The sequence below is a fragment of the uncultured Aquabacterium sp. genome (assembly GCF_947366995.1).
Classification (GTDB): domain Bacteria; phylum Pseudomonadota; class Gammaproteobacteria; order Burkholderiales; family Burkholderiaceae_C; genus Aquabacterium.
In genome coordinates this window covers 1-23,403 of sequence record NZ_CANBCC010000063.1, presented here as the reverse complement: position 1 = coordinate 23,403, position 23,403 = coordinate 1, and the positions used below count along the sequence as shown (strand labels likewise).

General features: G+C 68.1%; 24 protein-coding genes. 14 read left to right on the top strand and 10 right to left on the bottom strand.

Annotated features, from left to right (window positions below):
• Positions 1 to 89 precede the first annotated feature (89 nt).
• The 6 genes from Q0Z44_RS14610 (at position 90) to Q0Z44_RS14585 (ending at position 4,064) form a co-directional block, all read left to right on the top strand.
• Entirely contained in the window at positions 90 to 407 is a 318-nt protein-coding gene (locus Q0Z44_RS14610; protein ID WP_298014015.1) for a hypothetical protein, read from the top strand.
• Positions 408 to 412: 5 nt separating this feature from the next.
• Positions 413 to 1,114, top strand: a complete 702-nt coding sequence (locus Q0Z44_RS14605) for a pyrimidine 5'-nucleotidase (protein ID WP_298014012.1) — start codon at positions 413 to 415, stop codon at positions 1,112 to 1,114.
• Positions 1,115 to 1,168: 54 nt separating this feature from the next.
• Positions 1,169 to 1,825 carry a nucleoid occlusion factor SlmA gene (slmA, locus tag Q0Z44_RS14600; protein ID WP_298014009.1) on the top strand — a complete coding sequence of 219 codons (657 nt, stop codon included), beginning with the start codon at positions 1,169 to 1,171 and terminating at the stop codon, positions 1,823 to 1,825.
• A gap of 62 nt (positions 1,826 to 1,887) precedes the next feature.
• Positions 1,888 to 2,631 (top strand): metallophosphoesterase, encoded by a 744-nt coding sequence (locus Q0Z44_RS14595; RefSeq protein ID WP_298014007.1) that lies wholly within the window; start codon positions 1,888 to 1,890, stop codon positions 2,629 to 2,631.
• Between the two features lie 30 nt (positions 2,632 to 2,661).
• Positions 2,662 to 3,567, top strand: a complete 906-nt coding sequence (locus Q0Z44_RS14590; RefSeq protein ID WP_298014005.1) for an ATP-binding protein — start codon at positions 2,662 to 2,664, stop codon at positions 3,565 to 3,567.
• Positions 3,564 to 4,064, top strand: coding sequence for an NUDIX domain-containing protein (locus Q0Z44_RS14585; protein WP_298014003.1), 501 nt, complete (start codon positions 3,564 to 3,566; stop codon positions 4,062 to 4,064). Before Q0Z44_RS14590 ends, Q0Z44_RS14585 begins: the two co-directional genes overlap by 4 nt.
• 24 nt (positions 4,065 to 4,088) lie before the next feature.
• Here the strand turns inward: Q0Z44_RS14585 and Q0Z44_RS14580 are convergent, their stop codons facing one another.
• The gene (locus Q0Z44_RS14580) at positions 4,089 to 4,301 is read right to left on the bottom strand and encodes a hypothetical protein (RefSeq protein ID WP_366517630.1); all 213 of its coding nucleotides are present in this window, start codon (positions 4,299 to 4,301) and stop codon (positions 4,089 to 4,091) included.
• Between the two features lie 239 nt (positions 4,302 to 4,540).
• Between Q0Z44_RS14580 and Q0Z44_RS14575 the strand changes: the two genes are divergently transcribed.
• Entirely contained in the window at positions 4,541 to 5,419 is an 879-nt protein-coding gene (locus tag Q0Z44_RS14575; protein WP_298014001.1) for a crotonase/enoyl-CoA hydratase family protein, read from the top strand.
• Between the two features lie 98 nt (positions 5,420 to 5,517).
• Here the strand turns inward: Q0Z44_RS14575 and Q0Z44_RS14570 are convergent, their stop codons facing one another.
• A complete protein-coding gene (locus Q0Z44_RS14570) occupies positions 5,518 to 5,838 on the bottom strand; it encodes an SWIB/MDM2 domain-containing protein (protein ID WP_109034255.1) in 321 nt (106 codons plus the stop codon).
• A 324-nt stretch (positions 5,839 to 6,162) separates the two neighbouring features.
• On the opposite strand from Q0Z44_RS14570, the gene Q0Z44_RS14565 reads away from it, so the two are divergent.
• The gene (locus Q0Z44_RS14565) at positions 6,163 to 7,425 is read left to right on the top strand and encodes an NADH:flavin oxidoreductase/NADH oxidase family protein (protein ID WP_298013997.1); all 1,263 of its coding nucleotides are present in this window, start codon (positions 6,163 to 6,165) and stop codon (positions 7,423 to 7,425) included.
• Positions 7,426 to 7,458: 33 nt separating this feature from the next.
• Here the strand turns inward: Q0Z44_RS14565 and Q0Z44_RS14560 are convergent, their stop codons facing one another.
• Genes Q0Z44_RS14560 through Q0Z44_RS14540 form a run of 5 tightly spaced genes read right to left on the bottom strand, consistent with a single transcriptional unit; the run spans position 7,459 to position 12,412 of the window.
• Complete coding sequence (locus Q0Z44_RS14560) at positions 7,459 to 8,574, bottom strand: alpha-hydroxy acid oxidase (RefSeq protein ID WP_298013995.1); 1,116 nt, start codon at positions 8,572 to 8,574, stop codon at positions 7,459 to 7,461.
• 30 nt (positions 8,575 to 8,604) lie between these two features.
• The gene (locus tag Q0Z44_RS14555; RefSeq protein WP_298013993.1) at positions 8,605 to 9,159 is read right to left on the bottom strand and encodes a cytochrome b/b6 domain-containing protein; all 555 of its coding nucleotides are present in this window, start codon (positions 9,157 to 9,159) and stop codon (positions 8,605 to 8,607) included.
• On the bottom strand, positions 9,156 to 9,434 hold the full coding sequence (locus Q0Z44_RS14550) for a PepSY domain-containing protein (RefSeq protein WP_298013991.1): 279 nt from the start codon (positions 9,432 to 9,434) through the stop codon (positions 9,156 to 9,158). The genes Q0Z44_RS14555 and Q0Z44_RS14550 overlap by 4 nt, the downstream gene beginning before the upstream one ends.
• 37 nt (positions 9,435 to 9,471) lie before the next feature.
• The gene (locus Q0Z44_RS14545; protein ID WP_298013989.1) at positions 9,472 to 10,155 is read right to left on the bottom strand and encodes a Fe2+-dependent dioxygenase; all 684 of its coding nucleotides are present in this window, start codon (positions 10,153 to 10,155) and stop codon (positions 9,472 to 9,474) included.
• Between the two features lie 16 nt (positions 10,156 to 10,171).
• The gene (locus Q0Z44_RS14540; protein ID WP_298013987.1) at positions 10,172 to 12,412 is read right to left on the bottom strand and encodes a TonB-dependent siderophore receptor; all 2,241 of its coding nucleotides are present in this window, start codon (positions 12,410 to 12,412) and stop codon (positions 10,172 to 10,174) included.
• A 499-nt stretch (positions 12,413 to 12,911) separates the two neighbouring features.
• Here Q0Z44_RS14540 and bfr point away from each other — a divergent pair, with 499 nt between their 5' ends.
• Positions 12,912 to 13,379 carry a bacterioferritin gene (bfr, locus tag Q0Z44_RS14535; protein ID WP_298013985.1) on the top strand — a complete coding sequence of 156 codons (468 nt, stop codon included), beginning with the start codon at positions 12,912 to 12,914 and terminating at the stop codon, positions 13,377 to 13,379.
• A gap of 56 nt (positions 13,380 to 13,435) precedes the next feature.
• Here bfr and Q0Z44_RS14530 read toward each other — a convergent pair whose 3' ends face one another.
• Entirely contained in the window at positions 13,436 to 14,419 is a 984-nt protein-coding gene (locus Q0Z44_RS14530) for a TerC family protein (RefSeq protein WP_298013983.1), read from the bottom strand.
• A gap of 305 nt (positions 14,420 to 14,724) precedes the next feature.
• Between Q0Z44_RS14530 and Q0Z44_RS14525 the strand changes: the two genes are divergently transcribed.
• From Q0Z44_RS14525 to Q0Z44_RS14515, 3 genes are all read left to right on the top strand, one after another.
• Positions 14,725 to 16,035: a DUF2325 domain-containing protein gene (locus Q0Z44_RS14525; protein ID WP_298013981.1), complete on the top strand. Its 1,311-nt coding sequence runs from the start codon at positions 14,725 to 14,727 to the stop codon at positions 16,033 to 16,035.
• 110 nt (positions 16,036 to 16,145) lie between these two features.
• A complete protein-coding gene (locus Q0Z44_RS14520; protein WP_298013979.1) occupies positions 16,146 to 16,301 on the top strand; it encodes a hypothetical protein in 156 nt (51 codons plus the stop codon).
• A 71-nt stretch (positions 16,302 to 16,372) separates the two neighbouring features.
• Positions 16,373 to 18,514, top strand: coding sequence for a TonB-dependent siderophore receptor (locus Q0Z44_RS14515; protein ID WP_298013976.1), 2,142 nt, complete (start codon positions 16,373 to 16,375; stop codon positions 18,512 to 18,514).
• A 12-nt stretch (positions 18,515 to 18,526) separates the two neighbouring features.
• Here the strand turns inward: Q0Z44_RS14515 and Q0Z44_RS14510 are convergent, their stop codons facing one another.
• Positions 18,527 to 20,176, bottom strand: a complete 1,650-nt coding sequence (locus Q0Z44_RS14510) for a M48 family metalloprotease (RefSeq protein ID WP_298013975.1) — start codon at positions 20,174 to 20,176, stop codon at positions 18,527 to 18,529.
• A gap of 129 nt (positions 20,177 to 20,305) precedes the next feature.
• Between Q0Z44_RS14510 and moaC the strand changes: the two genes are divergently transcribed.
• Complete coding sequence (gene moaC / locus Q0Z44_RS14505) at positions 20,306 to 20,803, top strand: cyclic pyranopterin monophosphate synthase MoaC (RefSeq protein WP_109034278.1); 498 nt, start codon at positions 20,306 to 20,308, stop codon at positions 20,801 to 20,803.
• A gap of 32 nt (positions 20,804 to 20,835) precedes the next feature.
• On the opposite strand, the gene Q0Z44_RS14500 is transcribed toward moaC, so the two are convergent.
• Positions 20,836 to 22,635, bottom strand: a complete 1,800-nt coding sequence (locus Q0Z44_RS14500; protein ID WP_298013974.1) for an O-antigen ligase family protein — start codon at positions 22,633 to 22,635, stop codon at positions 20,836 to 20,838.
• A 308-nt stretch (positions 22,636 to 22,943) separates the two neighbouring features.
• Here Q0Z44_RS14500 and raiA point away from each other — a divergent pair, with 308 nt between their 5' ends.
• Positions 22,944 to 23,291 (top strand): ribosome-associated translation inhibitor RaiA, encoded by a 348-nt coding sequence (raiA, locus tag Q0Z44_RS14495; RefSeq protein ID WP_109034282.1) that lies wholly within the window; start codon positions 22,944 to 22,946, stop codon positions 23,289 to 23,291.
• The last annotated feature ends 112 nt before the right edge of the window (positions 23,292 to 23,403 follow it).

The window sequence follows — 23,403 nt, the reverse complement described above, 5'->3', positions numbered from 1 at the left end:
GCCCGCGTACTGTGGCCCTCCGGCAAGTCAACGCGCCAGAATCTGCCCTATGCCGATCTGGCGACCGAACTGCGCGCGCAATGGGGGCGGTGCCTCCACTGCTGCTGGCCACCCACCACATGCCGGGCGCCAACTTGAAACACGCCTGGCCCGAGGCACCCCGCGTGCTGACCCCCGTGGTGCCGTGGTCCGAGCCTTTGCCTGCCGAGGTGCTGCTGGTGGCCCAACCCGCCGACCTGCGTGATCCCCGCGTACAGCGCTGGGTGCAGGCACGCACCGGCCACGCCGTGACCGACATCGCGTGGCAGGGCGAGGTGGCGGCCCCCCCCTGGTACCGCTCGGAAGCCGAGCCGGTGGTGCTGAAGTGGGCGCGCCTGACGGTGCACCCTGTCGCTGCCCAGCCCTGAACGCCATGCCCCGTACCGCCCCCATCTGGTTGTTCGACCTCGACAACACACTGCACGATGCCAGCCGCGCCGTGTTCGGCCGCCTCAATCAGTCGATGACGGACTACATCGTCACGCACCTGGGGCTGCCACACGACGAGGCCGATGCACTGCGGATGCACTATTGGCGGCGCTATGGTGCCACGCTGCTCGGGCTGGAGCGCCACCACGGCATCCGGGCCGCCCATTTCCTGGCGCACACGCACACGCTGCCGGGGCTGGAGGGCACGCTCAGCATGCCGCATGTCGACCGCGTCGCCCTGCAGCGGCTGCCCGGTCGCAAGATCCTGCTGACCAACGCCCCGGCCGACTACGCCCGTCGGGTGCTCACGGCGCTCGACCTGGCCAGCTGTTTCGAGTCGGTGGTGTCGATCGAAGGCATGCGGGTATTCGGCCACCTGCGGCCCAAGCCCGATGCCCGCATGCTGCGCATCGTGCTGGCCCGCTTGAGGCTGCCGGCCCAGCGCTGCATCCTGGTCGAAGACACGCTGGCCAACCTGCGCAGTGCGGCCAGCCTCGGCATGGGCACGGTGTGGATGCGCCATTACCTGCGAGACAACCCGCACGGCCCGGAGACCGGCGCCGGTCACGGTCGGCCGACCTGGCTGTGTGTCAGAATCCGACGGCTTCGGGCACTGCACCACTGGCGGCCACGTCGGCCCCGCTGAAGGCGGCCCGATCAGGGCAGCAGACCAACACGCCCCCATGCGGGCCAGCAGGCGATGAGCAGCAGCGAGGCAGACCCCATCGACGACACCGAGTCGGCATCCTCCGATGCGCTGAGCGCGCCGCCCGTGCGCAAGCGCCCCGCGCCGGGCGAGCGCCGCAACCAGATCCTGCAGGCCCTGGCCGCCATGCTGGAACAGCCCTCGGCCGAGCGCATCACCACTGCGGCCCTGGCCGCCCGGCTGGACGTGAGCGAGGCGGCGCTGTACCGTCACTTCGCCAGCAAGGCCCAGATGTACGAGGGCCTCATCGGCTTCATCGAGCAAAGCCTGTTCACGCTGGCAAACCAGATCGTGGAGCGCGAGCCGGACCCTGCGAGACAGATCGCCCGCGTGATCGGCATGGTGCTGCAGTTCGGCGAGAAGAACCCCGGCATGTGCCGTGTGATCGTGGGCGAGGCCCTGCTGCACGAACACGAACGGCTGGCCGCGCGCATGAACCAGGCGCTCGACCGGTTGGAGTCGCTGCTGCGCCAGAGCTGGCGCGCGCTGGCCGAGTCGCGTGGCGCCGCCACGCCCACGGTGGAGGCCCAGGCCGGTGCGTCGCTGGCGATGGCGGTGCTGTTGGGGCGTCTGCAGCGCTATACGCGCACGGGCTTTGCCCGTCACCCCACCGAGCACCTCGACGCGACGGTGCAGACGTTGCTGTCCTGAGGCGGCATGTGACGGCAACGATGCTGGCAGTGGCTCAATGTGTGAGCCTGGCAGGAGAGGCCGTGTGGCTGCGGTCCGACCACACCGCGTGGCTGGCGCCGGCCGGGTGGTCGCCTGATGCGCCATCGGGGCTGCAAGCGACGGGCGAACTGCCCCGGCCCGCAGGCGGCACGTTGCTCGTGGCCGACGTGCACCTGGGCAAGGCCCACCAGTTCAGCGCACGGGGCCTGCCCCTGCCGGCCTCGGTGCGCCAGGGCGCCGATGGCGGTACGCTCGCCCGCTTGCTGCATGCCTTGCACACCAGCCAGGCCGCACGCCTGGTGGTGTTGGGCGACCTCTTCCACGGCCCGCAGGGCGGGGACAGCGTGGCCCGCTTTGCAGCGACCATGGCCGCCTGGGCTGACGAGGTGGGAGACGACGCCGAGCTGGTACTGATCGGCGGCAACCATGACACCCGCGCCCGCGCGAACCTGGCGCCGCTGCAGCAGCGGCTGGGCGCGCGTTTCATCGGGCTGCCTGAACACGGCCACTGGCGGCAAGGGGCGCTGGCGTGCACCCACCACCCTGCGCCCGTGCCGGATGCCGGCTACACGCTGTGCGGGCACTGGCACCCCTGCGTGTCGCTGCGCGCCCGCGCACGCGACCACCTGCGCCTGCCCTGCTTCTGGCTCGGCGATCCCGCGCGCCGCCCGCTGGGCGTGCTGCCGGCCTTCGGGGCCTTCACCGGCATGCACCCGGCCGAGCCCGGCCCAGGAGACCAGCTGTGGGCCATCACCCCGCAAGGCCTGCATCCCCTCGGCCCGTGAGCCGCGGGCCCTGCCTCTACACTGGCGCCCATGAGCTCTCCCGACGTGTCCTCCCTGATCGCGCGCGCGGAATCCCTGCTGCAGCGCCTCGAAACCCTTGTTCCGTCGCCCCATCACAGCCCGGTAATCGAGCCGGACTGGCAGGCTTCGGTCGCCTTCCGTTACCGCAAGCGCAGCACGGCCGCGTGGGCCGCCGGCTGGCTCGAGCCGGTGCGCCACGTGGCCCACATCCGCTACGACGATCTGCAGGAGGTCGAAACGCAGAAGAACCGTTTTGCGCGCAACCTCGCGCAGTTCGTGGCCGGCCGCCCTGCCAACAACGTGCTGCTGAGCGGCGCGCGCGGCACCGGCAAGTCGTCGCTCGTGAAAGCAGCCCTGCACGCGCATGCCAGCCAGGGATTGCGCCTCATCGAGGTCGACAAGGCGGACATGATCGACCTGCCGGACCTGATCGACCTGGTCAGCGCCCGGCCCGAGCGCTTCATTGTCTTCTGTGACGACCTCAGCTTCGACGAAGGTGAGCCCGGCTACAAGGCGCTGAAGTCGATTCTGGACGGCACCGTGTCGGCCAGCGGCGACAATGTGCTCATCATTGCCACGTCGAACCGGCGCCACCTGCTGCCCGAGTACCACTCGGACAACAAGAGCTACACGCGTTCGGACGATGGTGAACTGCATCCGGGCGAGGTGGTGGAAGAAAAGATCTCGCTGTCCGAACGCTTCGGCCTGTGGATCAGCTTCTATCCGTTCAGCCAGGACGAATACCTGGCCATCGTGGCTCAGTGGTTGAGCCACTTCGGGCTGGATGCTGCGGCCATCGAAGCTGCGCGACCGGAGGCGCTGGTCTGGGCCATCGAGCGCGGCTCACGCTCGGGTCGCGTGGCCTTCCAGTTTGCAAGAGACCATGCGGGTCGCACGCAAGGTGGTGCCGCATGAGCGCGACGCCGAACGAGCGTAAGTCGTACCACGTGATGGAGCCGACCGACCGCGTGCCGGTGGAGGTGGCCGTGGGCGTGCTGATCGAGCGCGACGCTCAGGGGCGGGAAGGGCGGTTTCTGCTGACCTCACGCCCGGAGGGCAAGGTCTACGCAGGGCACTGGGAGTTTCCGGGCGGCAAGCTCGAGGCCGGCGAGACGGTCGAGCAGGCGCTGCGCCGCGAACTGATCGAGGAAATCGGCATCACGATCGGCGAGGCCCATCCGTGGCAGACCGAGGTGATGGACTATCCCCACGCGCGCGTGCGACTGCATTTCTGCAAGGTCTACACGTGGGAAGGCGCATTCGAGATGCGCGAGGGGCAGCACATGGCGTGGCAGACGCTGCCGGTGGACGTTGTGCCGGTGTTGCCCGGCACCGTTCCGGTGCTGCAATGGCTGGCCGCCGAGCGCGCCCACCCGGGCCTCACGCACCAGTCGCCCGCGTCGGACGACTGACAGGCGTGGGACGGCCGGCCCGCTTCAGTTCGAAGCGGCGCTGGCAGGGGCTTCGGCGCTAGCGGCCGGAGCCAGTTCGCTGGCCGGTGCGCTGGCCGCCGAGGCGGGCTCTTCGGTGTGCGTTGCGTCGATCCCGTGCTTCTCACCGCCCATGTCGATGTTGGCGTCCGTCTTGCTGAGCACGAACACCACGATCACGGCGAACACCACGAAACCAACCAGCATCTTCCACATCATCTGTCTCCGGTTCTGGGCGCGGTTCGGCGCCCCGTCAGTTCAAGGCACCTCATGGGTGCCACCTTGGTCAAGCCTTGTCGACGCGGGCGCATTGTGGGCCCGAACGGCATGGCTTGTTCCTTGGTAGCTTCCCGGGGGGCGGCTGTGCCGTCAAGGGGCATACCCCTGCGCTATTCTGGGACACCCGAACGGTCGATCGATCGACATTGATCAAGAACGAGACACGAGCGAGGCAAACGATGACGTCCTACCAAACCCTGACCTGGTCCGTCGACAACGACGGTGTGCTCTTGCTGACGCTGAACCGGCCCGAGCAGCTCAACGCCTTCACAGTCGAGATGGCCAATGAGCTGGTGGATGCCTTCACCCGCGCCAGCGACGACGACAGCGTGCGGGCCGTCGTCGTGACGGGGGCCGGCAAGGCCTTCTGCGCCGGCATGGACCTGTCGGTGGGCGGCAACGTCTTCGGGCTGGATGAGGGGCAGCGCCCCACGATGGACGACCTGCAGACCCGGCTGAACGACCCGGCCATCCTGAATGGTGTGCGCGACACCGGCGGGCGCGTGGTGCTGTCCATCTTCGATTGCAAGAAGCCAGTCATCGGTGCCATCAACGGCGCGGCCGTGGGCATCGGTGCGACGATGACCCTGCCCATGGACATCCGCCTTGCATCCGACAAGGCTCGCATCGGCTTCGTCTTCGGCCGCATCGGCATCGTGCCCGAAGCGTGCTCCAGCTGGTTCCTGCCGCGCATCGTCGGCATCTCGCAGGCGCTGGAGTGGACCTACATGGCCGATGTGTTCGACGGCCATGAGGCGCAGCGCGGCGGCCTTGTGAAGGCCGTGGTGCCGGCCGACGACCTGCTGGCCGAGGCGATGAAGATCGCCCGACGCATCGCGACCGAACGATCGGCAGTGGGCATCGCGCTGACGCGGCAGATGATGTACCGCAACGCGGCGCAGCCGCATCCGCTGGCCGCGCACCAGGTCGATTCGCTCGCGATGTTCTACACCAGCATCGGCGACGGCAAGGAGGGCGTGCAGGCCTTCCTCGACAAGCGCCCCGCGCGGTTCACCAGCCAGGCATCCGACATGCCGCCGTTCTATCCCTGGTGGTGAGCGCGCGCCCATGAAAAAGCCCGGCACACGGCCGGGCTGGAGGGCAGATGCCGTCGACGCCGAAGGCCACGCCAGCGCGGCCCGGCACCGGTTGGCGATCAGCTCAGCTGGTTGCTGATCAGCTTGGTCAGTTCGAACATCGTGACCTGATCCTTGCCGAAGATGGGCTTCAGCTTGGCGTCAGCATTGATGTTGCGCTTGTTGGCTTCGTCCTGCAGCTTGTGCTGCTTGATGTAGTCCCACACCTTCTTGGTGACCTCGGTGCGCGGCAGCGGGTCCTTGCCGATGACGGCAGCCAGCAGCGGGCTGGGCGTCAGGGGCTTGGAGAAGGCCGCGTTCGGGGCGCGCTTCGGTGCAGCTGCCTTGTCGGCAGTCTTCGTGGCGGCCTTCTTGGCCGGGGCTTTCTTCGCAGTTGCCATGTGAATTCACTCCAGAGAGAAGTCGGATCTGTGGGCCCCGGGCGCCGGCTGCTTGTGCGAGCGTTCCTCTGAGGCGATGCATCGGACATGGTAATGCTTCTTCCCAGGCAAAACCACGCTTTCCCGGGCAATGTGGCCGGGGCACGTCATGATTTTGCCCCGTGGTAGGGCCAGCCCTGCCCGTTGTGTCCGTTCGCAGGCAAACCATGTGCCTTTTCGGCCGCCAAAGCGCGCCGATGGAACATCCCGTGACAACGTGCCCGGCAGTCCGATCGCCTGGTGTTCAATCCGGGGGATGTCCCCCCTCTTTCGTGGAGCGCGTTGATGACCCCTCAAGCCGTGCTGGCCCAGCCCTTCACCCTGCCCAATGGCACGATCGTGAAGAACCGCCTGTTCAAGTCCGCCATGAGCGAAGCGCTGGGCACCCGTGCGGGCGGCGCCACGCCCGAACTGGCGAGGCTCTATGGCGCCTGGGCCGAGGGCGGTATCGGGTTGTGCGTGACAGGCAACGTGATGATCGACCGGCGTGCGCTGGGCGAGCCGGGCAACGTCGTGATCGAAGGCGAAGGCGACCTGGTCGCGTTGAAGGCCTGGGCACAGTCGGCCACGCAGCATGGCGCGCAATGCTGGGTGCAGCTCAACCACCCGGGCAAGCAGGCGCCCAAGGGGCTGAACCGCGAGAACGTGGCCCCGTCGGCCGTGCCTTTCCGCCCGGAGATGCAGGCCTTCTTTCCGACGCCGCGCGAGTTGACCGATGCCGAGGTGCACGAGCTGGTGGCGCGCTTCGGCCGCGCGGCCGGCGTGGTGAAGCAGGCGGGCTTCAGCGGGGTGCAGATCCACGGGGCGCACGGCTACCTCGTCAGCCAGTTCCTGTCGCCGCATCACAACCGTCGTGAAGATGACTGGGGAGGCACGCCAGAGAAGCGCCGACGTTTCGTGCTGGCCGTCTACCGGGCCATGCGCGACGCCGTGGGGCCGGCGTTCCCCATTGGCATCAAGCTGAACTCGGCCGACTTCCAGCGCGGCGGCTTCACAGAGGACGAGTCGCTCGACACCATCCGCGCGCTGGCCGAGGCCGGCATCGACCTGATCGAGGTGTCGGGCGGCACCTACGAAGCGCCTGCGATGACGGGTGTGAAAGCCAAGGCCGAGCCCGTGAAGGACAGCACCCGCCAACGGGAGGCCTATTTCCTCGCGTTTGCCGAAAAGGCCCGACAGGCCGTGCGCGTGCCGCTGGTGGTCACGGGCGGTTTCCGCTCACTGGAGGGCATGGCCGAGGCGGTGTCCTCCGGTGCCGTTGATTTCGTGGGGCTTGCGCGGGCGCTGGCCATCGAGCCCGATCTGCCCCGCCGCTTGCTGGCCGGTCAGCAGCCCACGCAGACCGTGCGGCCCATTCGCACCGGCATCGGCATGGTCGACCGCATGGGCCTGATGGAGGTCACCTGGTACACGGGGCAGCTCAAGCGCATCGGTCGGGGTGAGTCGCCCAAGCCGAAGGAATCGGCGCTGTGGGTGCTGCTGGGCTTTTTGCTCAAGCAGGCTGGGCTGGGGCGCAAGAAGCGGCCGACGCGCTTGCGCGCGAGTTGAGAGACAGGCTCATCCATTGAGCGCCGCCGTGTGTCAGCGCGACATCACGAGGTCCGCATCGATCTGATCGAGGGTCGCGACACCACTCAGGGCCATGGCGATCTCCAACTCGTCGCGCAACAGCCGGATGCAATGGGCCACGCCGCGCGCGCCGGCGGTGGCCAGCGCGTGCACATAGGGGCGACCCACCATCACGGCCTGTGCACCCAGTGCCAGGGCCTTGAGCACGTCGGTGCCACGCCGAATGCCGCCGTCCACGATCACGGGGATGTGGCCCTGCGTGGCGTCGACCACGCGCGGCAGGGCGTCCGCCGTGGCCGGCGCGGTGTCGAGCGTGCGTCCGCCGTGGTTGGACACGACGAGCCCGTGTGCGCCCTGTTCACAGGCCAGGCGGGCGTCGTCCGGGTGCAGGACGCCCTTCAGCAGAATGGGCAGATGCGTGATGCTGCGCAGCCAGGCGACATCGTCCCATGTGGGCGCGTGGTGCAGCAGGTCGTCGAACAAGGCACTCTGACCGGGGCGCAAGGCAATCTTCGGGGGCGGTCGCATGCCGCGGAGGTTCACTGCAGAGATGCCGTCCGGCAGAGAGAATCCGGTGCGGCGCTCGCGATCCCGTGCGCCGCTGGTGGGGGCGTCGACGGTCAGGACGAGAGCCTCATAGCCCGAGGCGACGGCCCGCGCAACGAGATCTCGGGTGAACGCGCGATCCGGCTGCATGTAGAGCTGCATCCACAGTGGGCCCCGATCCGGGTCGCTGCCGATGGCCTGTGCCACGTCTTCCAGCCGGGTGCTGGCTTGCGAACTGAGGACCAGGCCTGCGCCCTGCGCTGCGGCCGCCAATGCCACGCCGATCTCGCCGTCAGCATGGGCGACGCGGTGGTAGGCCACCGGCGCGAGGATCACCGGATGAGCCAGCGTGCGCCCGAAGAGGGTGGTGCGCGTGTGCCCCCCTGCCAGTCGCCTCAGCACGCGGGGATGCAGTGTCAGGCGATCCCATGCATCGCGGTTGGCACGGACGGTGAGTTCATCGGCCGCGCCGCCTTGCAGCCAGGCCCAGGTCGACACGTCAAGACGAGTGCCGGCGTGCCGTTCGTAGTCGGCCAGGCTGGCGGTGTCAGACGGGATGGCTTGCAGGGAAGGTGACGACATGGTGTGCCGGGGACGAAGTGGGAGCGCGGGTCAGGCCACGTCGTTGCCCGATGCGGGCGCCTTTCGGCCATCGAGCATGGCAAGCACCAGGTTCTCGCCGTGGTGCCGCGACGTGACGATGACACCGAGGACATGCAGGAAGATCAGACCCAACAGGGACCAGGCCAGGCCGGTGTGCACCCATTCGAGCGTTTCGCTGCCCCAGTACCGATCGGTCGTCTGGAGCCAGCCGCTGACTGCGATGGCCGCCGTGGAGGCCAGCAGGGTCAGCGCCATCCACCCACCCAGCGGGTTGTGCCCGATGTGCCGGGGTGCGCGGCCTTGCCGGACAGCCTGCGCGTAGCGCAGCGTGGTGGACGGGCGACGGACGAACTGGCGAAAGCGGGCGTACCGCGTGCCGTACACGCCCCAGACGATCCGCATGGCGGTGCACCCGATGGCGACGTAGCCCGCAGGCTCATGCCAGGCGAGGGGGATGCCGACGCGCAGTGTGCTGAGCCAGGTGACGGCCACTGCCATGACCAGAGACCAATGCAGCGCGCGAACCAGAGGGTCCCAGACCCGCAGGCTCCGGGCCGGGGTCATTTCTGGAGCACGTCGGTCACGGTTTCCAGCGTCTTCGGGTTGAAGTACGACTCGCGCTTCTTGCCCTTGGCGTCAAAGCCATAGACCTCGTAGCAGCCGTTGTCGACCTTGAGTTTGCGGATGGTCCAGCCTTCCTTTTCGAGCTTGCTGGCCAGCTCTTCCTTCGGGCGCCATTCGTTGGCGGGAACCTTGCATTCCACGCCTTCGCCGTGGGCGAAGACGAGGGTGGGCAACAGGGCCACGGCAGCTGTGGCGAGGGCGCGAGTGAGGCTCATGGGTGTGCTTTCAGTGGGGATGTGAGCGCGGGCGGGCTCAGGTTTCCGCCCACATGCGAAGGAGGTTGTGGTACGTGCCGGTCATGCCGACGACCGCGGTGCTTTCGCCGTGCGTTTCGCGCAGCCGCACGAGGTTCATGTCGAGATCGAAAAGCAGGCGCCGTTGTTCGTCGCTGCGCACCAGGCTCTGGATCCAGAAGAAGCTGGCGATGCGGTGTCCACGCGTGACTGGCTCGACGCGGTGGACGCTGGTGCTGGGGTAGATCACCGCATGACCGGCCGGCAGCTTGACCGCCTTGTGTCCGTAGGTGTCGTTGATCACCAGTTCTCCGCCGTCGTACTCCTCCGGCTCGGCCAGGAAGACCGTGCAGCTCACATCCGAACGGACCCGCTGCCCGCTGGTGACCGAGTGCATCACGGCGCCATCGACGTGGTCGCCGTAGAAGTTGCTTTCGCCGCCGTAGCGATTGAACTGCGGTGGGAAGATCCTGGCGGGCAGGGTGGCCGAGAAGAACAGCGGGTGGCGGTCCAGTGCCTGCAGGATCACCTGGCGAGCCAGCTGCGCCGGCGTGCTGTCCGGGGCCAGTTGTTCGTTCTGTTTGGCGTGCACAGCCTGGCTGCCTGCCGTGCGTCTGCCATCCCGCCAGCTGGCCTCGGCAAAGGCTGCCCGGATCTGGCCGAGCTCGTCGGCGGTCAGGACGTCGGGGATCTGCAGCAGCATGGCGGTGCCCTCAGGCTCAGAGTGTGACCTTCAGCGTGAGCTGGGCCGAGCGGGCGGCACCAGGCACGTAGAAGCCGTTGTAGACCTGATCGACATACAGACGGTTCGTCACGTTCGAAATGTTGAAGCGCAGCGAGGTCCGCCAGTTGATGATGTACTCGGCCATCACGTCGAACGTGGTGAAGTCGTCGGCACGGATGGTCCGGTTGGCCGGCGGAGTCTGCGAGCCGCGGTGGTTGATGCCCAGGCCCGCGCGAATCTGCGGTGTCAGCTGGTAGGTGTTCCAGAGGCTGCCACTGTGCTTGGGCGTCAGACCCGGGCGATCGCCCGCGCGTGGGGTGTTGCCGGTCACCCCTTTCGCTTCGTCGATCCGGGCGTCGGGGATCCAGGTCCACGAGAGGTAGGACTCCCACTTGTCCGTGACCTGACCGGCGATGTCGATGTCCAGGCCGGCGGCGTGCCGCTTGCCCGACAGAATGATGGTGTTCGAGTCGGGATCGTTGTTGCGCTCGTTGTACTTCTCGGAATAGAAGAGCGATGCGCCGACCGACAGGCGCTGATCCAGCAGGGTCAGCTTGGTGCCGATCTCGGTGTTGCGGCTCTTTTCAGGGTCGACCACCGACTGCTTCGCACGGTTCGCCGAGTTGAGTTCGAACTGATAGGCGTCGGCAGAGACGTTGAACGACGTGCCGCGCGACACGTGGAACGAGGCCCAGTCGGTGGGCTGATACAACGCCCCGATGCGGCTGCTCCACAGGTAGTCTGTGCGGTCGTAGTTCTCGGTCGCGTTGCGGTAGTGGGCCGAGAATGCGTCGTAGCGCATGCCGCCGATGAGCTTCACCGTCGGGGTGATGGCGACCATGTCCTGCGCGTAGGCGCCGAGGTTGCGCGAGCTGAAGTAGTTGAACGCGGCCGGAGCGCGGTTGTCGACGAAGGTGGCGCCGTCGTCCGGGTGGCCCACGGTGGTGTTCAGGGTGGTGCCGGAGCGTGTCTGAGCATAGGTGTTGGCGCGTCGGCCTTTGTCCCACGAGAGGTCCACCCCGGCAATCACGCTGTGCTCCATGCCGGCCAGCGTGAGCTTGTTGGTGTAGTCGCTCTGCAGCAGGGTGCCGGTCGTGGCCGACACGCGTCCCTTCGACTGGTTGCGGGTCAGCACCGTGGCGTCACTGAAGTTCGCGAGCGTGGTGCCCGAAGCATAGGCCGGGACGGTGGCCAGCAGGTCGCGTTCGAAGTGGCCGTGACGCAGGCTCGTCTTGAGTTCGGCGCCGCCACCCAGTCGCTTCAGGTAGGTCAGGGTCGCATAGTCAGCCCCGCCCTTGTTGTAGTCGCTGTCCAGGCCATAGAACGCATTGTTGGCCATCACCGGCTTGATCTTGCCGTTGACCAGGAACCAGCGGTGCGCGTAGATCGGGTTGTTGTCGTACTCGAGGTGATAGAGGCTGGCGGTGAACTCGTCCGCCGTGCCGATGCCCCAGCGGAACGTCGGGGCGATGCCCTGCTTCGAAACGGTCGCGCCGTGGTTGTCCGCCTCGTGCTTCATTGCATTGATGCGCAACGCCGCGGTGTCGCCGGTCTTGACGTTGACGTCGGCCGTGACGCGGTACATGTTGCCGGTGCCAGCCGTCGTTTCGATCTCGGTCTGGTTCATCAGGAACGGCTGTTTGTTGACCTGGTTCACCACGCCGCCCGTGGAGCCGCGACCAAACAGCATCGAGGCCGAGCCGCGCAGCACTTCCACGCGGTCGTAGTTGAAGGTATCGCGCTCGTACAGCGACGGGTCGCGCATGCCATCGATGTACAGGTCTCCGGCCTGAGCCAGCGAGAACCCGCGCAGGCGCACATCTTCCTCACCGGTTTCGCCGGCCAGGAAGGTCACGCCGGCGGTGGTGCGCAGCACGTCCTTCAAGTCGGTCAGGTTGCGGTCGTCCATCAGCTTTTCTGTCACGACGGTGACGGACTGGGGGATGTCGCGCAGTTCCTGCTTGCCCTTGCCGATGGTCGTGGTGACAGCCTGGTAGGTCTCCTTGGCTGCAGGCTTGGCGACGTTCTTCGCCTTCACGCCCACGGTGGGCAGCGTCGGGTTGGCCGGCGTGCTCTGCGTGGTGGGCGAGGTCGCCGGTTCGTTCTGCGCCATCACCGGCGCAGCCAGCAGGCTCAGCCCCATGCCGGCGGCCAGCGCGCCCAGCGGCAGGGTGGCAGGAACAGAACGGGACGCGGCCGACTGAGGGCGGGCCGCACGGGTACGACGTTGGGACATGGTCAGGAAGCTCCAGAGGGCAGGGGGCCTGGCAAGGCAGGCCTGATGTGCCGGGCTCCGGGTGGCTGGCTGGTCCTGTTTCAGGATGGCTGGCGTACAAGAGGAACCGGTGAGTTTGCAAATGATAACGATTCGCAATACAACTTGACTCGTAAACCCCACCATCCGACCCGGGGAGTGACACATTGCCGCCACACTCCCGCTTGCTGGCAGGCAAAAAAAATGCGCTGACCCACGCCGTTTCGCACACGGATCCGTCAGCCCCACTTGCCCCAGGATCCAGATGTCCCCACACCGGTGCGGTCGTCCTGCCAGACAACGCGCTCCTTGCGAAACGGCGCCGAATTGGTCAGCGCATGGAGGTGACTGTATTGCAAACGATTCTCATTTGCAATGCCCCCTGCAGGGCGTGGCTGATGTACGTCAATGCCGGGCCCGGTTGGCGTGACGCCACATGGCTTCACGGCATCATGGCGGCGTTTGCACCATTGGAGTTCCCATGCATGGCTCACCCGCCGTGCTGGTGGCGCTGAATGCCTTGCTCGTTGACGAGCTGGCTGCGCGCGACCAGTATTTCATCCACTCCCGCATGCTGGCAGAGTGGGGTTTCGAAAAGGCTGCGGCCCGCATCGCCCACGAAATGGAGGATGAGACCGGCCATGCCGATGCGCTGATCCGCCGCATCCTGATGCTGGGCGGCCATCCGGACATGAAGCCGTCGACGCTGACCATCGGCCACGACCTGCCCGAAGTCTTTGCCAACGACCTGGCGGTCGAGATCTCGGTCACGGCCCACCTGCGTGAAGTGATGGCGCTGTGCGAGCGCGAGCGTGACTTCGTCACCCGCGACATCCTGCTGCCGATGCTGATCGACACCGAGGAGGACCACGCCCATTGGCTGTCGCAGCAACTCAACCTCATCCGCCTGATGGGGCTGCCGAACTACCTGCAGAGCCAGCTCGTCTGAGCGGGCTCGTGCGAGGTGCCGCGGGATGCGGACGCCTCGCACGCGCAACCGTCAACTCACGACTGCGGTGTGCCGGTGGCCGTCTTGCTGCCACCGATGCGGGGGGCGGTCTTCACGCTCCAGATCATCGTGATGGCCAGGATGCCGACCACGACGCCCAGCGACACCAGCACCGGGATCTTGTAGAGGTCGATCAGCATCATCTTGGTGCCGATGAAGACCAGGACCACAGCCAGGCCGTAGCTGAGCAGGTGGAACTTGGCGGCCATCGCAGCCAGCAGGAAGTACATCGCGCGCAGGCCCAGGATGGCCAGGATGTTCGACGTCAACACGATGAACGGGTCGGTGGTGATGGCGTAGATGGCCGGGATGGAGTCGACGGCGAAGATCACGTCGGTCAGGCCGACCAGTGCAACGACCAGCAGCAGCGGCGTGGCGATGCGCTTGCCGCGCTGCACCGTCCAGAAGCGCTCGCCGTCAAACCGTTCGCTGACCGGCAGAACACGGCGCAGCAGCTTGAGCGCCGGGTTGTCTTCCAGATTGGACTCCTTGTCCGCGGCCCACCACATCTTCACGCCGGTGAGGAACAGGAAGGCGCCGAACACATACAGGATCCAGTGGAACTGGCTGATGAGCCAGCCGCCCACCAGGATCATGATCGTGCGCAGCACGATGGCGCCGATGATGCCGATCATCAGCACCCGCTTCTGGTAGGCCGGCGGCACCGCGAAGTAGGTGAAGATCATCAGGAACACGAAGATGTTGTCGACCGCGAGCGACTTCTCGATCAGGTAGCCCGTGAGGAACTCAAGGGCCTTGGTGTTGGCGACCGCGGTGCCTTGTTCCTGCTGAAAGGCCCACCACAGCAGGCCATTGAAGGCGAGGCTGATGGCCACCCAGATGGCCGACCAGCGCAGGGCTTCGGGCACGGTCACTTCGTGCGCGCCCTGCTTCTTGAGGACGACGAAGTCGACGAACAGGGCCACCAGCACGATGGAGGCAAAGACGAACCACAGCCACAAGGGCGCGAGCGTGAGCATGTTTTCTCCGGTGATCAAAGGGTGCCAGAAGGCACGGGTTGGTCACCGGAAGGTCTTGCCAGAGGCGTGCAGCAGGGCGCTGCGCCGGGCCTCTCGTGGAACCCGGGTGGATGCCGGGCGGCTCCACCGTGTTGACGGGGTGTCACCACGGCTTGCGCCGTGCGCTACTCCCCTTCCGGATTGGCGAAGTGTAGCGAGGCTGCGCAAAACCTCTGCGTAAAGATGGGTATTTCGGGCGAGAATGGCGAACGCGGCATTGCAAATGAGAATCGTTCGCATTAAAGTGCAAGCAAAAGGAGCTTCTCATGTGCGATGCCTCTCGCCGCCTCTTCGACTTTCTTTCGCCTCGTTTGGCTGAACCGGCCTCCGCGCTGCCCGCGTTGAGCGCGCCCGTGGCGGGGTGTTCGCCCGGGCCGGACGGTGATCGAGGGTCGCGGCGCCAGCGAATCTGGGAGCTTGACGCGACGGCGCATTGCCCCGTGGTCGGTGTGTGCCTGCCCATTCCGACGTTGCACCAGCTCGCCGAGCGGCTGCTGCCCCGCGGCGCCTGGGCCGACGAGTACGAGCTGCATTGCATGGTGGTGAGTGCGTGCCGCCAGCGCGGACCGATGGCCGAGGCGGTGCAGAAGGATCTGGACCGTCGACACCAGCTGGCCATCAAGCAAGCAGCGCGGTGCAAGGACGCCGATGCGCTCGCGGTCTGGTGGCGAGGGGCCTGCGTGGGCCCTCGACTGGGTGAGGCGCTGTGGGCCACCTTGACGCACCCGCGCTGCAGCCCCGATCTCGCCTACAAGGTGCTGGGCTTTGTCCACATGGTGCAGCATCAGGTCGGTGCCGCCACGCGGGTGGATCAGGGGCGGTTCGATGCCTTGCAGGCGGCACACGCCACGCTGCAGCGGGCCCATCAGGCCGCGCAGGCGCGGCTGCAGGAGCAGTCGGATCGGCAGGTCCGCCGCATCGACGCACTCGAGCAGACGGTGCTGCGTCTTCGCGCCGACCTGATTTCGCGGGACACCGAGCTGGCGCAGCTGCGCGAGGAACGCGACCGGCTGGCTGCGGCGCAGCCCGACCTGCCCGCCCGGGAGGCCTTGCTGCGCGAGCGCCAGGCACAGACCGAGCGCCTGCAGGCCCTGCAGCGCCAGGTTCACCGCCTGAGCGAACAGGCTCAGAGATTGAGCCAGCGCGCCCTCGCAGCCGAGGCTCAGCGCGTCGACCCCTTCGCGCCGCAGCCTGATGAGCATGACGGGCGTGCGGTCGCCTCACCGCTGCACTGGGTGCGGCGGGCGGCACTGATCGACCGGGCCGTGCTGTGCGTGGGCGGCCGTCCGGCCAGCGTGCCGGCCTACCGTGAGCTGGTGGAGCAGACCGGCGGGCGCTTTCTGCACCATGACGGCGGTGACGAGGACAACCCGCAGCGGCTGGACGCCACTCTGGCGGCCGCGGACCTGGTGGTCTGCCAGACCGGGTGCATCAGCCATGGCGCCTACTGGCGCGTGAAAGCGCACTGCAAGCGGACCGGCAAGCCCTGTCTGTTCGTCGACACGCCGAGCCGCGCCGCCCTGGCCCGGGCGCTGGAAGCCGCTTGCACCGACGCCAAGACCCCGCAAGCAACATGACCCGCTTGCGATGAGAATGATTCGCATTTATATTTCAACCCCGTCGATGCCAGCCAGCCGCCGCCAGCCGGTCAACGCGTTCTGCCCGATGCCGGGCCCTGGAGCCGTTCATGCCGCGCCCCTCTGATCGCCGTCTGCGTTCTGCGCCACTTTCCCTGCGGCCCGGCCGACTGGCCCCGTGGGCCGAGTCGGCTCGGTTCTGGCTGCCTTTCGCGGCCGTGGTGCTGGCCGTCTGGTTCACGGTGCCGGTGAGCGGGGCGGCCTGAGACCCCAGGGTGCACATCGGGTGCCTTGCCACCCGGCCGTTGCCTGCGGGCCGGCCTCACCGTGCTGTGCCATGTCTGCCATCCTGCTTCGCCGCGTTGCGGCGGCTCCCTCCCTGCTCGTGCTGAGCGGGCTCATCACCGCCATCCCGGCCACCGCCTGGGCGCAAAGCCCCGAGCCCGCTGTCGACAGCGTGCAGGGTGTGTCCGTCACCGCCCGCAAGGAGGAGGCGCCCACCGAGGGGCGAGCCTCCTACCGGGCCGGCCGCTCGCGCACGGCCACCGGGCTGGCACTCACCCCGCGTGAAACGCCGCAGGCCATCAGCACCATCACCCGCAGCCAGCTGGATGACTTCGGGCTCGGCACGGTCAACGATGCCCTGGCGTTTGCGCCGGGCGTGACGGTCGAGCGCGTCGAAACCGATCGCACCTACTACTCGGCACGCGGCTTCGACATCGACAACTTTCAGCTCGACGGGATCGGCCTGCCGTTCACGAACGGTGCCCAATGGGGCGAGGTCGACACCCTCGTGTACGACCGCATCGACGTGCTGCGCGGCGCCAATGGCCTGCTGACGGGCACGGGGCTGCCATCGGCCACGATCAACTTCGTGCGCAAGAAGCCGACGTCGGCCTTCCAGGCCTCGGGCGGGCTCACGCTCGGGTCGTGGAACAAGGTGCGGCTGGAGGGCGATGTGTCGGGCGCGCTGAATGCCGACGGGTCTGTGCGCGGGCGCCTCGTCGGTGCAGCCCAGGACAGCGACAGCTACCTCGACCGCCATGGCAAGCGCCTGTACACGCTGTATGGCGCCGTGGACATCGACCTGAGCCGTCACACCACCCTGTCGCTCGGCTGGCTGGAGCGTGAGAGCCGCGCCCGCAGCCCCTTCTGGGGCGCGCTGCCGATGAACTACACCAACGGCGCGCAGACCGACTACGACGTGTCGACGAACACGGCCGCTGACTGGACCTGGTGGAACAACAAGGAGCGCCGCCTGACCGCTGAACTGAGCCACGACTTCGGCCAGGGCTGGCAGCTGCGCACCGGGCTGACCCACCGCAGTAACAAGTCGGATTCGGAGCTGTTGTACGTGTTCGGCACGCCGGTACAGGGCAACGCCGCCGGGCTGTATGGCTACCCGTCGGCCTTCCGTGGCGACTACATGCAGGACCTGCTGCATCTGCAGGCCAGCGGGCCGTTCTCGCTGGCGGGGCGCCAGCACGAAGCGGTGGTTGGCGCCAACTGGGCGAAGGAGGATGCGACCGAGCTATCGGGCTATGCGAGCTATGCCGGTTCGCGCTTCACGGACCTGGGGGCGATGCTGGACAACTGGGATGGCCGCTTCGCGAAGCCGGCGATGGACGCCAGCTTTGCGGGCTCATCCTTTGATCTGGAGCGCCGGGGCGTGTATGGCGCCGCGCGCTTCAGCCTGAGCGACGCGGTGAAGCTGATCACCGGGGCGCAACTGCTGCACATCCGTTCAAGCGGCCTCAGCTATGGCGTGCCCCATGTCTACGACGCCACGCGGCTGACGCCCTACCTGGGCGCCGTGTGGACCTTGACCCCGGCACTGGCGGCCTATGCAAGCCACACGCAGATCTACAAGCCCCAGACCGAGGTGAGCGCCGATGGCAAGCCACTGGCGCCCGTGCGCGGCAGCAACGCCGAAGTGGGGTTGAAGGCCGACCTGCTGGATCGCAAGCTGAGCCTGCAGGCGGCCGTGTTCCGGACGCGTCAGGACGGCCTCGCGGGCGACGCAACCTGGGTGGAGGGTCGCAATGTGTATTCAGCCACCGATGCGCGCAGCCAGGGCATCGAGCTGGAAGCCACCGGGCGCGTGGCCGAGGGTGTGGAATTGAGCGCGAGCCTCACGCACACGGACATCGAGGATGCCGATGGCCAGGACACGCGCACCTTTCTGCCGCGCGACACGGCCCGGGTGAGCGTGCGCTACGCCGCCACCGACAGGCTCAGCACCACCGCGGCCGTGCGCTGGCAGTCGGCGATCCACCGCGACATCGGCGGCGTGCGCGCCACGCAGGACAGCCATGCGCTGCTGGATGTCGGCGCCAGCTACCAGATCGACAAGCACTGGAAGGTCTCGGCGCAGATCCGCAACCTCACCGACCAGAAGTACATCAACAGCCTCTACTGGGACCAGGCCTTCTACGGCGCACCGCGCCACGGCCAGGTCAGTGTGAACTGGACGTACTGAACGGCGTCGGCGTCAGCTGCCGTCCTGCAGGTCGGCGCGCTGCTGGCGCATCCACGCCTTCATGCGCGCGTCCATCACGCTCAATTCGATCACCTCGGCCGCGTCCGGCTGCCGGAAGCGGGTTCGGGCGCCCTGCACCCGCTCGATGGCGCCGGGCAGGTCACCCAATGCGGCCACGGCCTCGGCCTCGGCCCGCACAGCCCGCACAGGCTGATCGAGTTCCGCCCACAGGCTGGCCAGCAGCGTCCAGGCGGTGGCGTCGTCCGGCTGGCGGCTCACCTGGCTCTGCAGGCGCTCGGCCACCTGCTCGGCATTGGCACGCCGCGCGACGCCGGGTGGCGCCGCCAGCGCGATCTGGGCGGCCATCAGCAGTTCCGGGCGGGCGTCGGCGCTGCCACCTGCGGCGATGGCACGAGACAGAGCCTCCGCCGCGGCGGCCGGCTGGCGATCCCGCAGGCGGTTCTCGGCTTCGCCAAGATCCAGCACCCGCAGGGCCACCTGTTGCTGCACGGCCGGCAGGGCGCGCGCCGCGTCGCGAGCCTGGGCGAGGGCCGCCATGGCCTGTGAGGGCGCGCCGCCGCGCTGTGCGGCCAGCATGGTGGTGTAGTGCCGCGCCACACGCTGCATCGGCGTGGCGGTGGGCGCCGCTTCCTGCTGCAGCAAGGCCTGCAGCGCCACGCTGCGCGTGTCCATCAGCACGCGTGAGCGGGCGGCCATCAGGGCGTGCCAGGCGGCCCGTTCGCCCTCCGGCCGGCTGGCCAGCGGCCCGGCCCGGTCGTGCGCGAGGCCCACACGGGCGCGTGCATCGCCAATGCGCTCGCTGGTCAGCGGGTGGGTGCGAAGGTAGGGGTAGCTGCCATCATCGTTCAGGCGCGAGGCCTGCTGCAGCATCTCGAACATCGAGGCCATGCCCGCCACGTCGTAGCCGGCCTGGGCCAGCACGCCGAAGCCGACGCGATCGGCCTCGCGCTCCATGTCGCGCGAGAAGTTCAGCTGCGTCTGCGCCGTCACGGCCTGGCCACCATAGATCAGCGCCTGCGCGGCCTGCGCGTTGCGGCTCGCCGCGAGGATGCCGGCGATCATCGTCGCGATGCTCACCCACGAGGTGCGCGATTGCTGCCCGATCATCCGCGCGATGTGGCGTTGCGTCACGTGCGACAACTCGTGCGCCAGCACGGAGGCCAGCTCATCGGCCGTGTTCGTCATGGCGATCAGGCCCAGGTGCACGCCGATGTAACCGCCGGGCAGCGCGAAGGCGTTCACCGAGCGGTCGCGGATCAGGAAGGGCGTCCAGGCATGGGCACTGTCGAGCTCGGGCCCGATCTCTCCGCGCAGTCGCCCGGCCACCAGCAGGCCGCGCCACAGCTGTTCGATGTAGGCCTGCACCAGCGGGTCGTCCACGATGTCCGGGTCGCGGCGGATGCTGCGCATGATGCGGTCGCCCAGCCGGCGCTCGGCCACCGGCGACAGCTCCTGCGAGACCGCATCACCGAGCGCCGGCAGGGCGTTCGGCGTGGCCTCCTGAGCCTGGGCCACCGGCCCGGCGGCCCAACTGCCAAGCAGCAGTGCCGCCACGATGGCGTGCCGGCTGGCGCCGTGCAGGGCAGGAGAACGATAGGAGGGCAGGCGGCGGGCCGCTCGGCGCAAGGGACGCATCAGCATGGGCACCATGGCAACAGGTGGACTGCGCAGTATGCTGCGAACCGGCGCGGCCGGCGGTGCATCCTTGAGCGGAAGCCCCTGTCAGCCGGGCTGTTTTGTGTTTCTTTACCCTTGAGCAGATCGTCCGCCATGTCCGTTCTCACCCATTTCGACAGCGAAGGCCAGGCGCACATGGTCGATGTCTCGGCCAAGGCGCCGACCGTCCGTGTGGCCGTGGCCGAAGGCCGCATCCGCATGCAACCCGAAACGCTGGCACTGATCCGCGAAGGCCGCGCCGGCAAGGGCGACGTGCTGGGCGTCGCCCGCATTGCCGCCATCCAGGGGGCCAAGCGCACGGCCGACCTGATCCCGCTGTGCCACCCGCTCGCCCTGTCGCGCGTGGCGGTGGAGCTGACCCTCGAAGACAGCCCTTGCGCCGTGCGCTGCCAGGCCACAGTGCAGACCGTGGGCCCGACGGGGGTGGAGATGGAGGCGCTGACCGCCGTGCAGGTGGGTCTGCTGACGGTGTACGACATGTGCAAGGCCGCCGACCGCGGCATGCTGATCACCGATGTGGGCCTGCTGGAAAAACAGGGCGGCAAGAGCGGCCACTGGGTGCGCGCCGAAGGCGACCTGCCCGCGGCCTGATTGCCACGGCCCGCCTTCGTCACCTCGGCGGATCAACGGGGCAGCAACTGTCTCCACGTGTAGTTGTGCGCCGGGGGCGTGCACTGGAATGGCTGCGGCTCGTCGTCCTCTGGTTCGGTGTCGCACGGGGCCATGAAGGACCGCGTCATGGGGTTGCGGAATTCTTTGAGCCGCGCGACCACGTAGCGGGCCTGGTCGACCTGGCCGTGCTCCGCCAGTGAGCGCGCGTAGGCGATCATGAGGCGGGCGTCCACCAGGTTGTGCAGCGTGCGGCGGAAGGCCGCCGGGGGCAGGCTCGGCTCGTCGCCATCGGCGGTGGTGACGGCCGCATAGTCCGCCTGGTATCCGAACCACGGCATGCGCTGGCCGCGGGCAACACGGTCGGCCAGGGGCCCGGCCCCGGCGCGTGGTGCGTAGATGTTGGCGGCGGACTGGTAGTCCACCGCACACCACACCGCACCCAGCGCAGTCAGCAGGCCGGCGGCGGCCAGCGCGTGGGCACCGAGCCGGCTTGCCGTGGGCGCACCCGACGATGCCGTGTCCAGGTCGCAAGCGGCCTCGCGCGCACCCAGTCCCAATCCCCAGGCAAAGGCAGCCGGCAGCAGGAAGTAGCTGTACCAGAGCGGGTACTCCAGCAGGCTGTGCAGGCCGGCCAGCGCCACGATCACGGCAGCGGCCGGCGCTGGCGAAGGTGCCGATGCCGCCTTGCGCGCCGGGCGACGAAACAGCGCCACGAATGCCCACAGGCACAGCCCCGTCATCAGCAGGGCCACCGGCACGCCGAACTCGACCGCCCACTGCAGCAGCAGGTTGTGTGTGTGGTCGAAGAACGCCACCGGGCGGTCGGGGAAAGGCGTGAAGGTCCAGGCGACGTTGAATTCGCCGAAGCCCACCCCGGTCCACGGGTGCATGCGGATCAGTGACAGCACGTTCGACCAGATGGCAAACCGGGAGCTCGAAATGTCGCTGCCATCGTGCAGGCGCGCTTCGGCCGCGAACGCCACGCTGCCGTCCAGGTGGGACCAAGCCCACATCAGGCCCCACCACGCGGCGTACCACACAGGCGCACCGGCCACCACAGCCCGCATGCGGCGCGACAGGCTGCGGTCCAGCAGCCCCCACAGGCACAGGAACACCATGCCGACCATGCCGGTGCGCGAGGCCGTCCACACCACCCCGCCGATGAACAGGGCGACCAGGGCTGCGCAGACGCCCTCCGGCAGGCGCCGGCGCTGGCTCAGCCAGACGGCGGCGCAACAGCTCCACACCAGCAGGGTGCTGAAATGGTTGGGCTGGCGCAGGTTGCCCACGGCCCGACCCGCCACCACCGGCGCCGCCAGCAGCCGGCCGTCTGCCCAGGCAGGATGAAAGACCTGCACGGCCGCCAGGGCGATCCCGATGGCCCCGGCCGCAGCGAGGGCGCCGAAGAACACGTCGGCGGCCAGTTCCCCGGCCGTGCTGCGCCCGCCGCGCCATCCGGCCCACACCGCAAACAAGGCGGCCAGGCCCAGGCCCGCCCCCATCATCGCCAGCCCGGCCGGCAAGGGCCCGCCCAGTGCGGCCCATGCGGCGAGCGCTGCGTGCATGCCCAGCACGCCCAACAGGGCTCGCACCGCTCCGCCTGCGCGGGCGCCGGGGGGCAGCGGGGCGGCAGCCATCATCGCGATCAGCAGCCCCCAGCCAAGCACCGCCAGGGCCTGGTTGTAGAACGTCACGGAGGGCGGGTCATGCGCCGCGATCAGCGTCGGGGCGGCGATGGCGAGCAGGGCCAGTGGCCACCAGCGGGCTGCGAGGCCGGCCGGCGCGGTCCGGGCGAGGGCGTCTTGCGTCATGGCCGGTATTGTCGGGCCACAGGCCGGTCTCCCTGCCCCCTGCTGCGCCGGTGGAGATTGCCCATGCGGTCAGTCCCGCCTTGCAGACGCTGCACACACGCGCCGCACCGGCCAGCCTGGCAAACCCGTGTTTCTTGCGCTGTCTCAAGCGTTTGCGGCTTTCTGCACGCGGCGTCGTGACCCCCATACAAACACCAATGTCATGCCCTTGTCACACGCTGGCACCGCGCGCACACTGGATGTCCGGTCACGCCTTTTTGGGCCGGGGCCGGATGTTCTCAACCTTTCTGCTCTCGAAAGGAGGCAGTATGAATTTGACGATCAGTGGCCACCATCTTGAAGTGACTCCCGCACTGCGTGAGTACGTTCTGACCAAGCTGGATCGGGTGACCCGTCATTTCGACCAGGTCGTGGACGTGACTGTCCTGCTCAGTGTTGAAAAGCAAAAGGAAAAGGATCGCCGCCAGAAGGCTGAAGTCAACCTGCACGTGAAGGGCAAGGACATCTTTGTTGAAACTTCGCACGAGGATCTGTACGCCGCCATTGATCAGTTGATGGACAAGCTGGACCGCCAGGTCTGTCGCCACAAGGACAAGGTGCAGGATCACCACCACACCTCGCCCAAGCGCGAAGGAAACTGGGACAGCGCCCAGTGACCCACTGGCCGCGGGCCGGGGCCCGCGCGCGGGACCGGCCCCCACAACGGGGCGGGGGGGGCCGGTGTGGGGGGGGCGGGGGGCACGGGGAGGGGGGGTTTTGTTTTTGGGG

Coding starts and splice junctions, on each gene's coding strand:
- Q0Z44_RS14605 (WP_298014012.1), top strand. CDS start 413: ATGCCCCGTACCGCCCCCATCTGGTTGTTCGACCTCGACAACACACTG.
- slmA (WP_298014009.1), top strand. CDS start 1,169: ATGAGCAGCAGCGAGGCAGACCCCATCGACGACACCGAGTCGGCATCC.
- Q0Z44_RS14590 (WP_298014005.1), top strand. CDS start 2,662: ATGAGCTCTCCCGACGTGTCCTCCCTGATCGCGCGCGCGGAATCCCTG.
- Q0Z44_RS14585 (WP_298014003.1), top strand. CDS start 3,564: ATGAGCGCGACGCCGAACGAGCGTAAGTCGTACCACGTGATGGAGCCG.
- Q0Z44_RS14580 (WP_366517630.1), bottom strand. CDS start 4,301: ATGATGTGGAAGATGCTGGTTGGTTTCGTGGTGTTCGCCGTGATCGTG.
- Q0Z44_RS14575 (WP_298014001.1), top strand. CDS start 4,541: ATGACGTCCTACCAAACCCTGACCTGGTCCGTCGACAACGACGGTGTG.
- Q0Z44_RS14570 (WP_109034255.1), bottom strand. CDS start 5,838: ATGGCAACTGCGAAGAAAGCCCCGGCCAAGAAGGCCGCCACGAAGACT.
- Q0Z44_RS14565 (WP_298013997.1), top strand. CDS start 6,163: ATGACCCCTCAAGCCGTGCTGGCCCAGCCCTTCACCCTGCCCAATGGC.
- Q0Z44_RS14560 (WP_298013995.1), bottom strand. CDS start 8,574: ATGTCGTCACCTTCCCTGCAAGCCATCCCGTCTGACACCGCCAGCCTG.
- Q0Z44_RS14555 (WP_298013993.1), bottom strand. CDS start 9,159: ATGACCCCGGCCCGGAGCCTGCGGGTCTGGGACCCTCTGGTTCGCGCG.
- Q0Z44_RS14550 (WP_298013991.1), bottom strand. CDS start 9,434: ATGAGCCTCACTCGCGCCCTCGCCACAGCTGCCGTGGCCCTGTTGCCC.
- Q0Z44_RS14545 (WP_298013989.1), bottom strand. CDS start 10,155: ATGCTGCTGCAGATCCCCGACGTCCTGACCGCCGACGAGCTCGGCCAG.
- Q0Z44_RS14540 (WP_298013987.1), bottom strand. CDS start 12,412: ATGTCCCAACGTCGTACCCGTGCGGCCCGCCCTCAGTCGGCCGCGTCC.
- bfr (WP_298013985.1), top strand. CDS start 12,912: ATGCATGGCTCACCCGCCGTGCTGGTGGCGCTGAATGCCTTGCTCGTT.
- Q0Z44_RS14530 (WP_298013983.1), bottom strand. CDS start 14,419: ATGCTCACGCTCGCGCCCTTGTGGCTGTGGTTCGTCTTTGCCTCCATC.
- Q0Z44_RS14525 (WP_298013981.1), top strand. CDS start 14,725: ATGTGCGATGCCTCTCGCCGCCTCTTCGACTTTCTTTCGCCTCGTTTG.
- Q0Z44_RS14520 (WP_298013979.1), top strand. CDS start 16,146: ATGCCGCGCCCCTCTGATCGCCGTCTGCGTTCTGCGCCACTTTCCCTG.
- Q0Z44_RS14515 (WP_298013976.1), top strand. CDS start 16,373: ATGTCTGCCATCCTGCTTCGCCGCGTTGCGGCGGCTCCCTCCCTGCTC.
- Q0Z44_RS14510 (WP_298013975.1), bottom strand. CDS start 20,176: ATGCTGATGCGTCCCTTGCGCCGAGCGGCCCGCCGCCTGCCCTCCTAT.
- moaC (WP_109034278.1), top strand. CDS start 20,306: ATGTCCGTTCTCACCCATTTCGACAGCGAAGGCCAGGCGCACATGGTC.
- Q0Z44_RS14500 (WP_298013974.1), bottom strand. CDS start 22,635: ATGACGCAAGACGCCCTCGCCCGGACCGCGCCGGCCGGCCTCGCAGCC.
- raiA (WP_109034282.1), top strand. CDS start 22,944: ATGAATTTGACGATCAGTGGCCACCATCTTGAAGTGACTCCCGCACTG.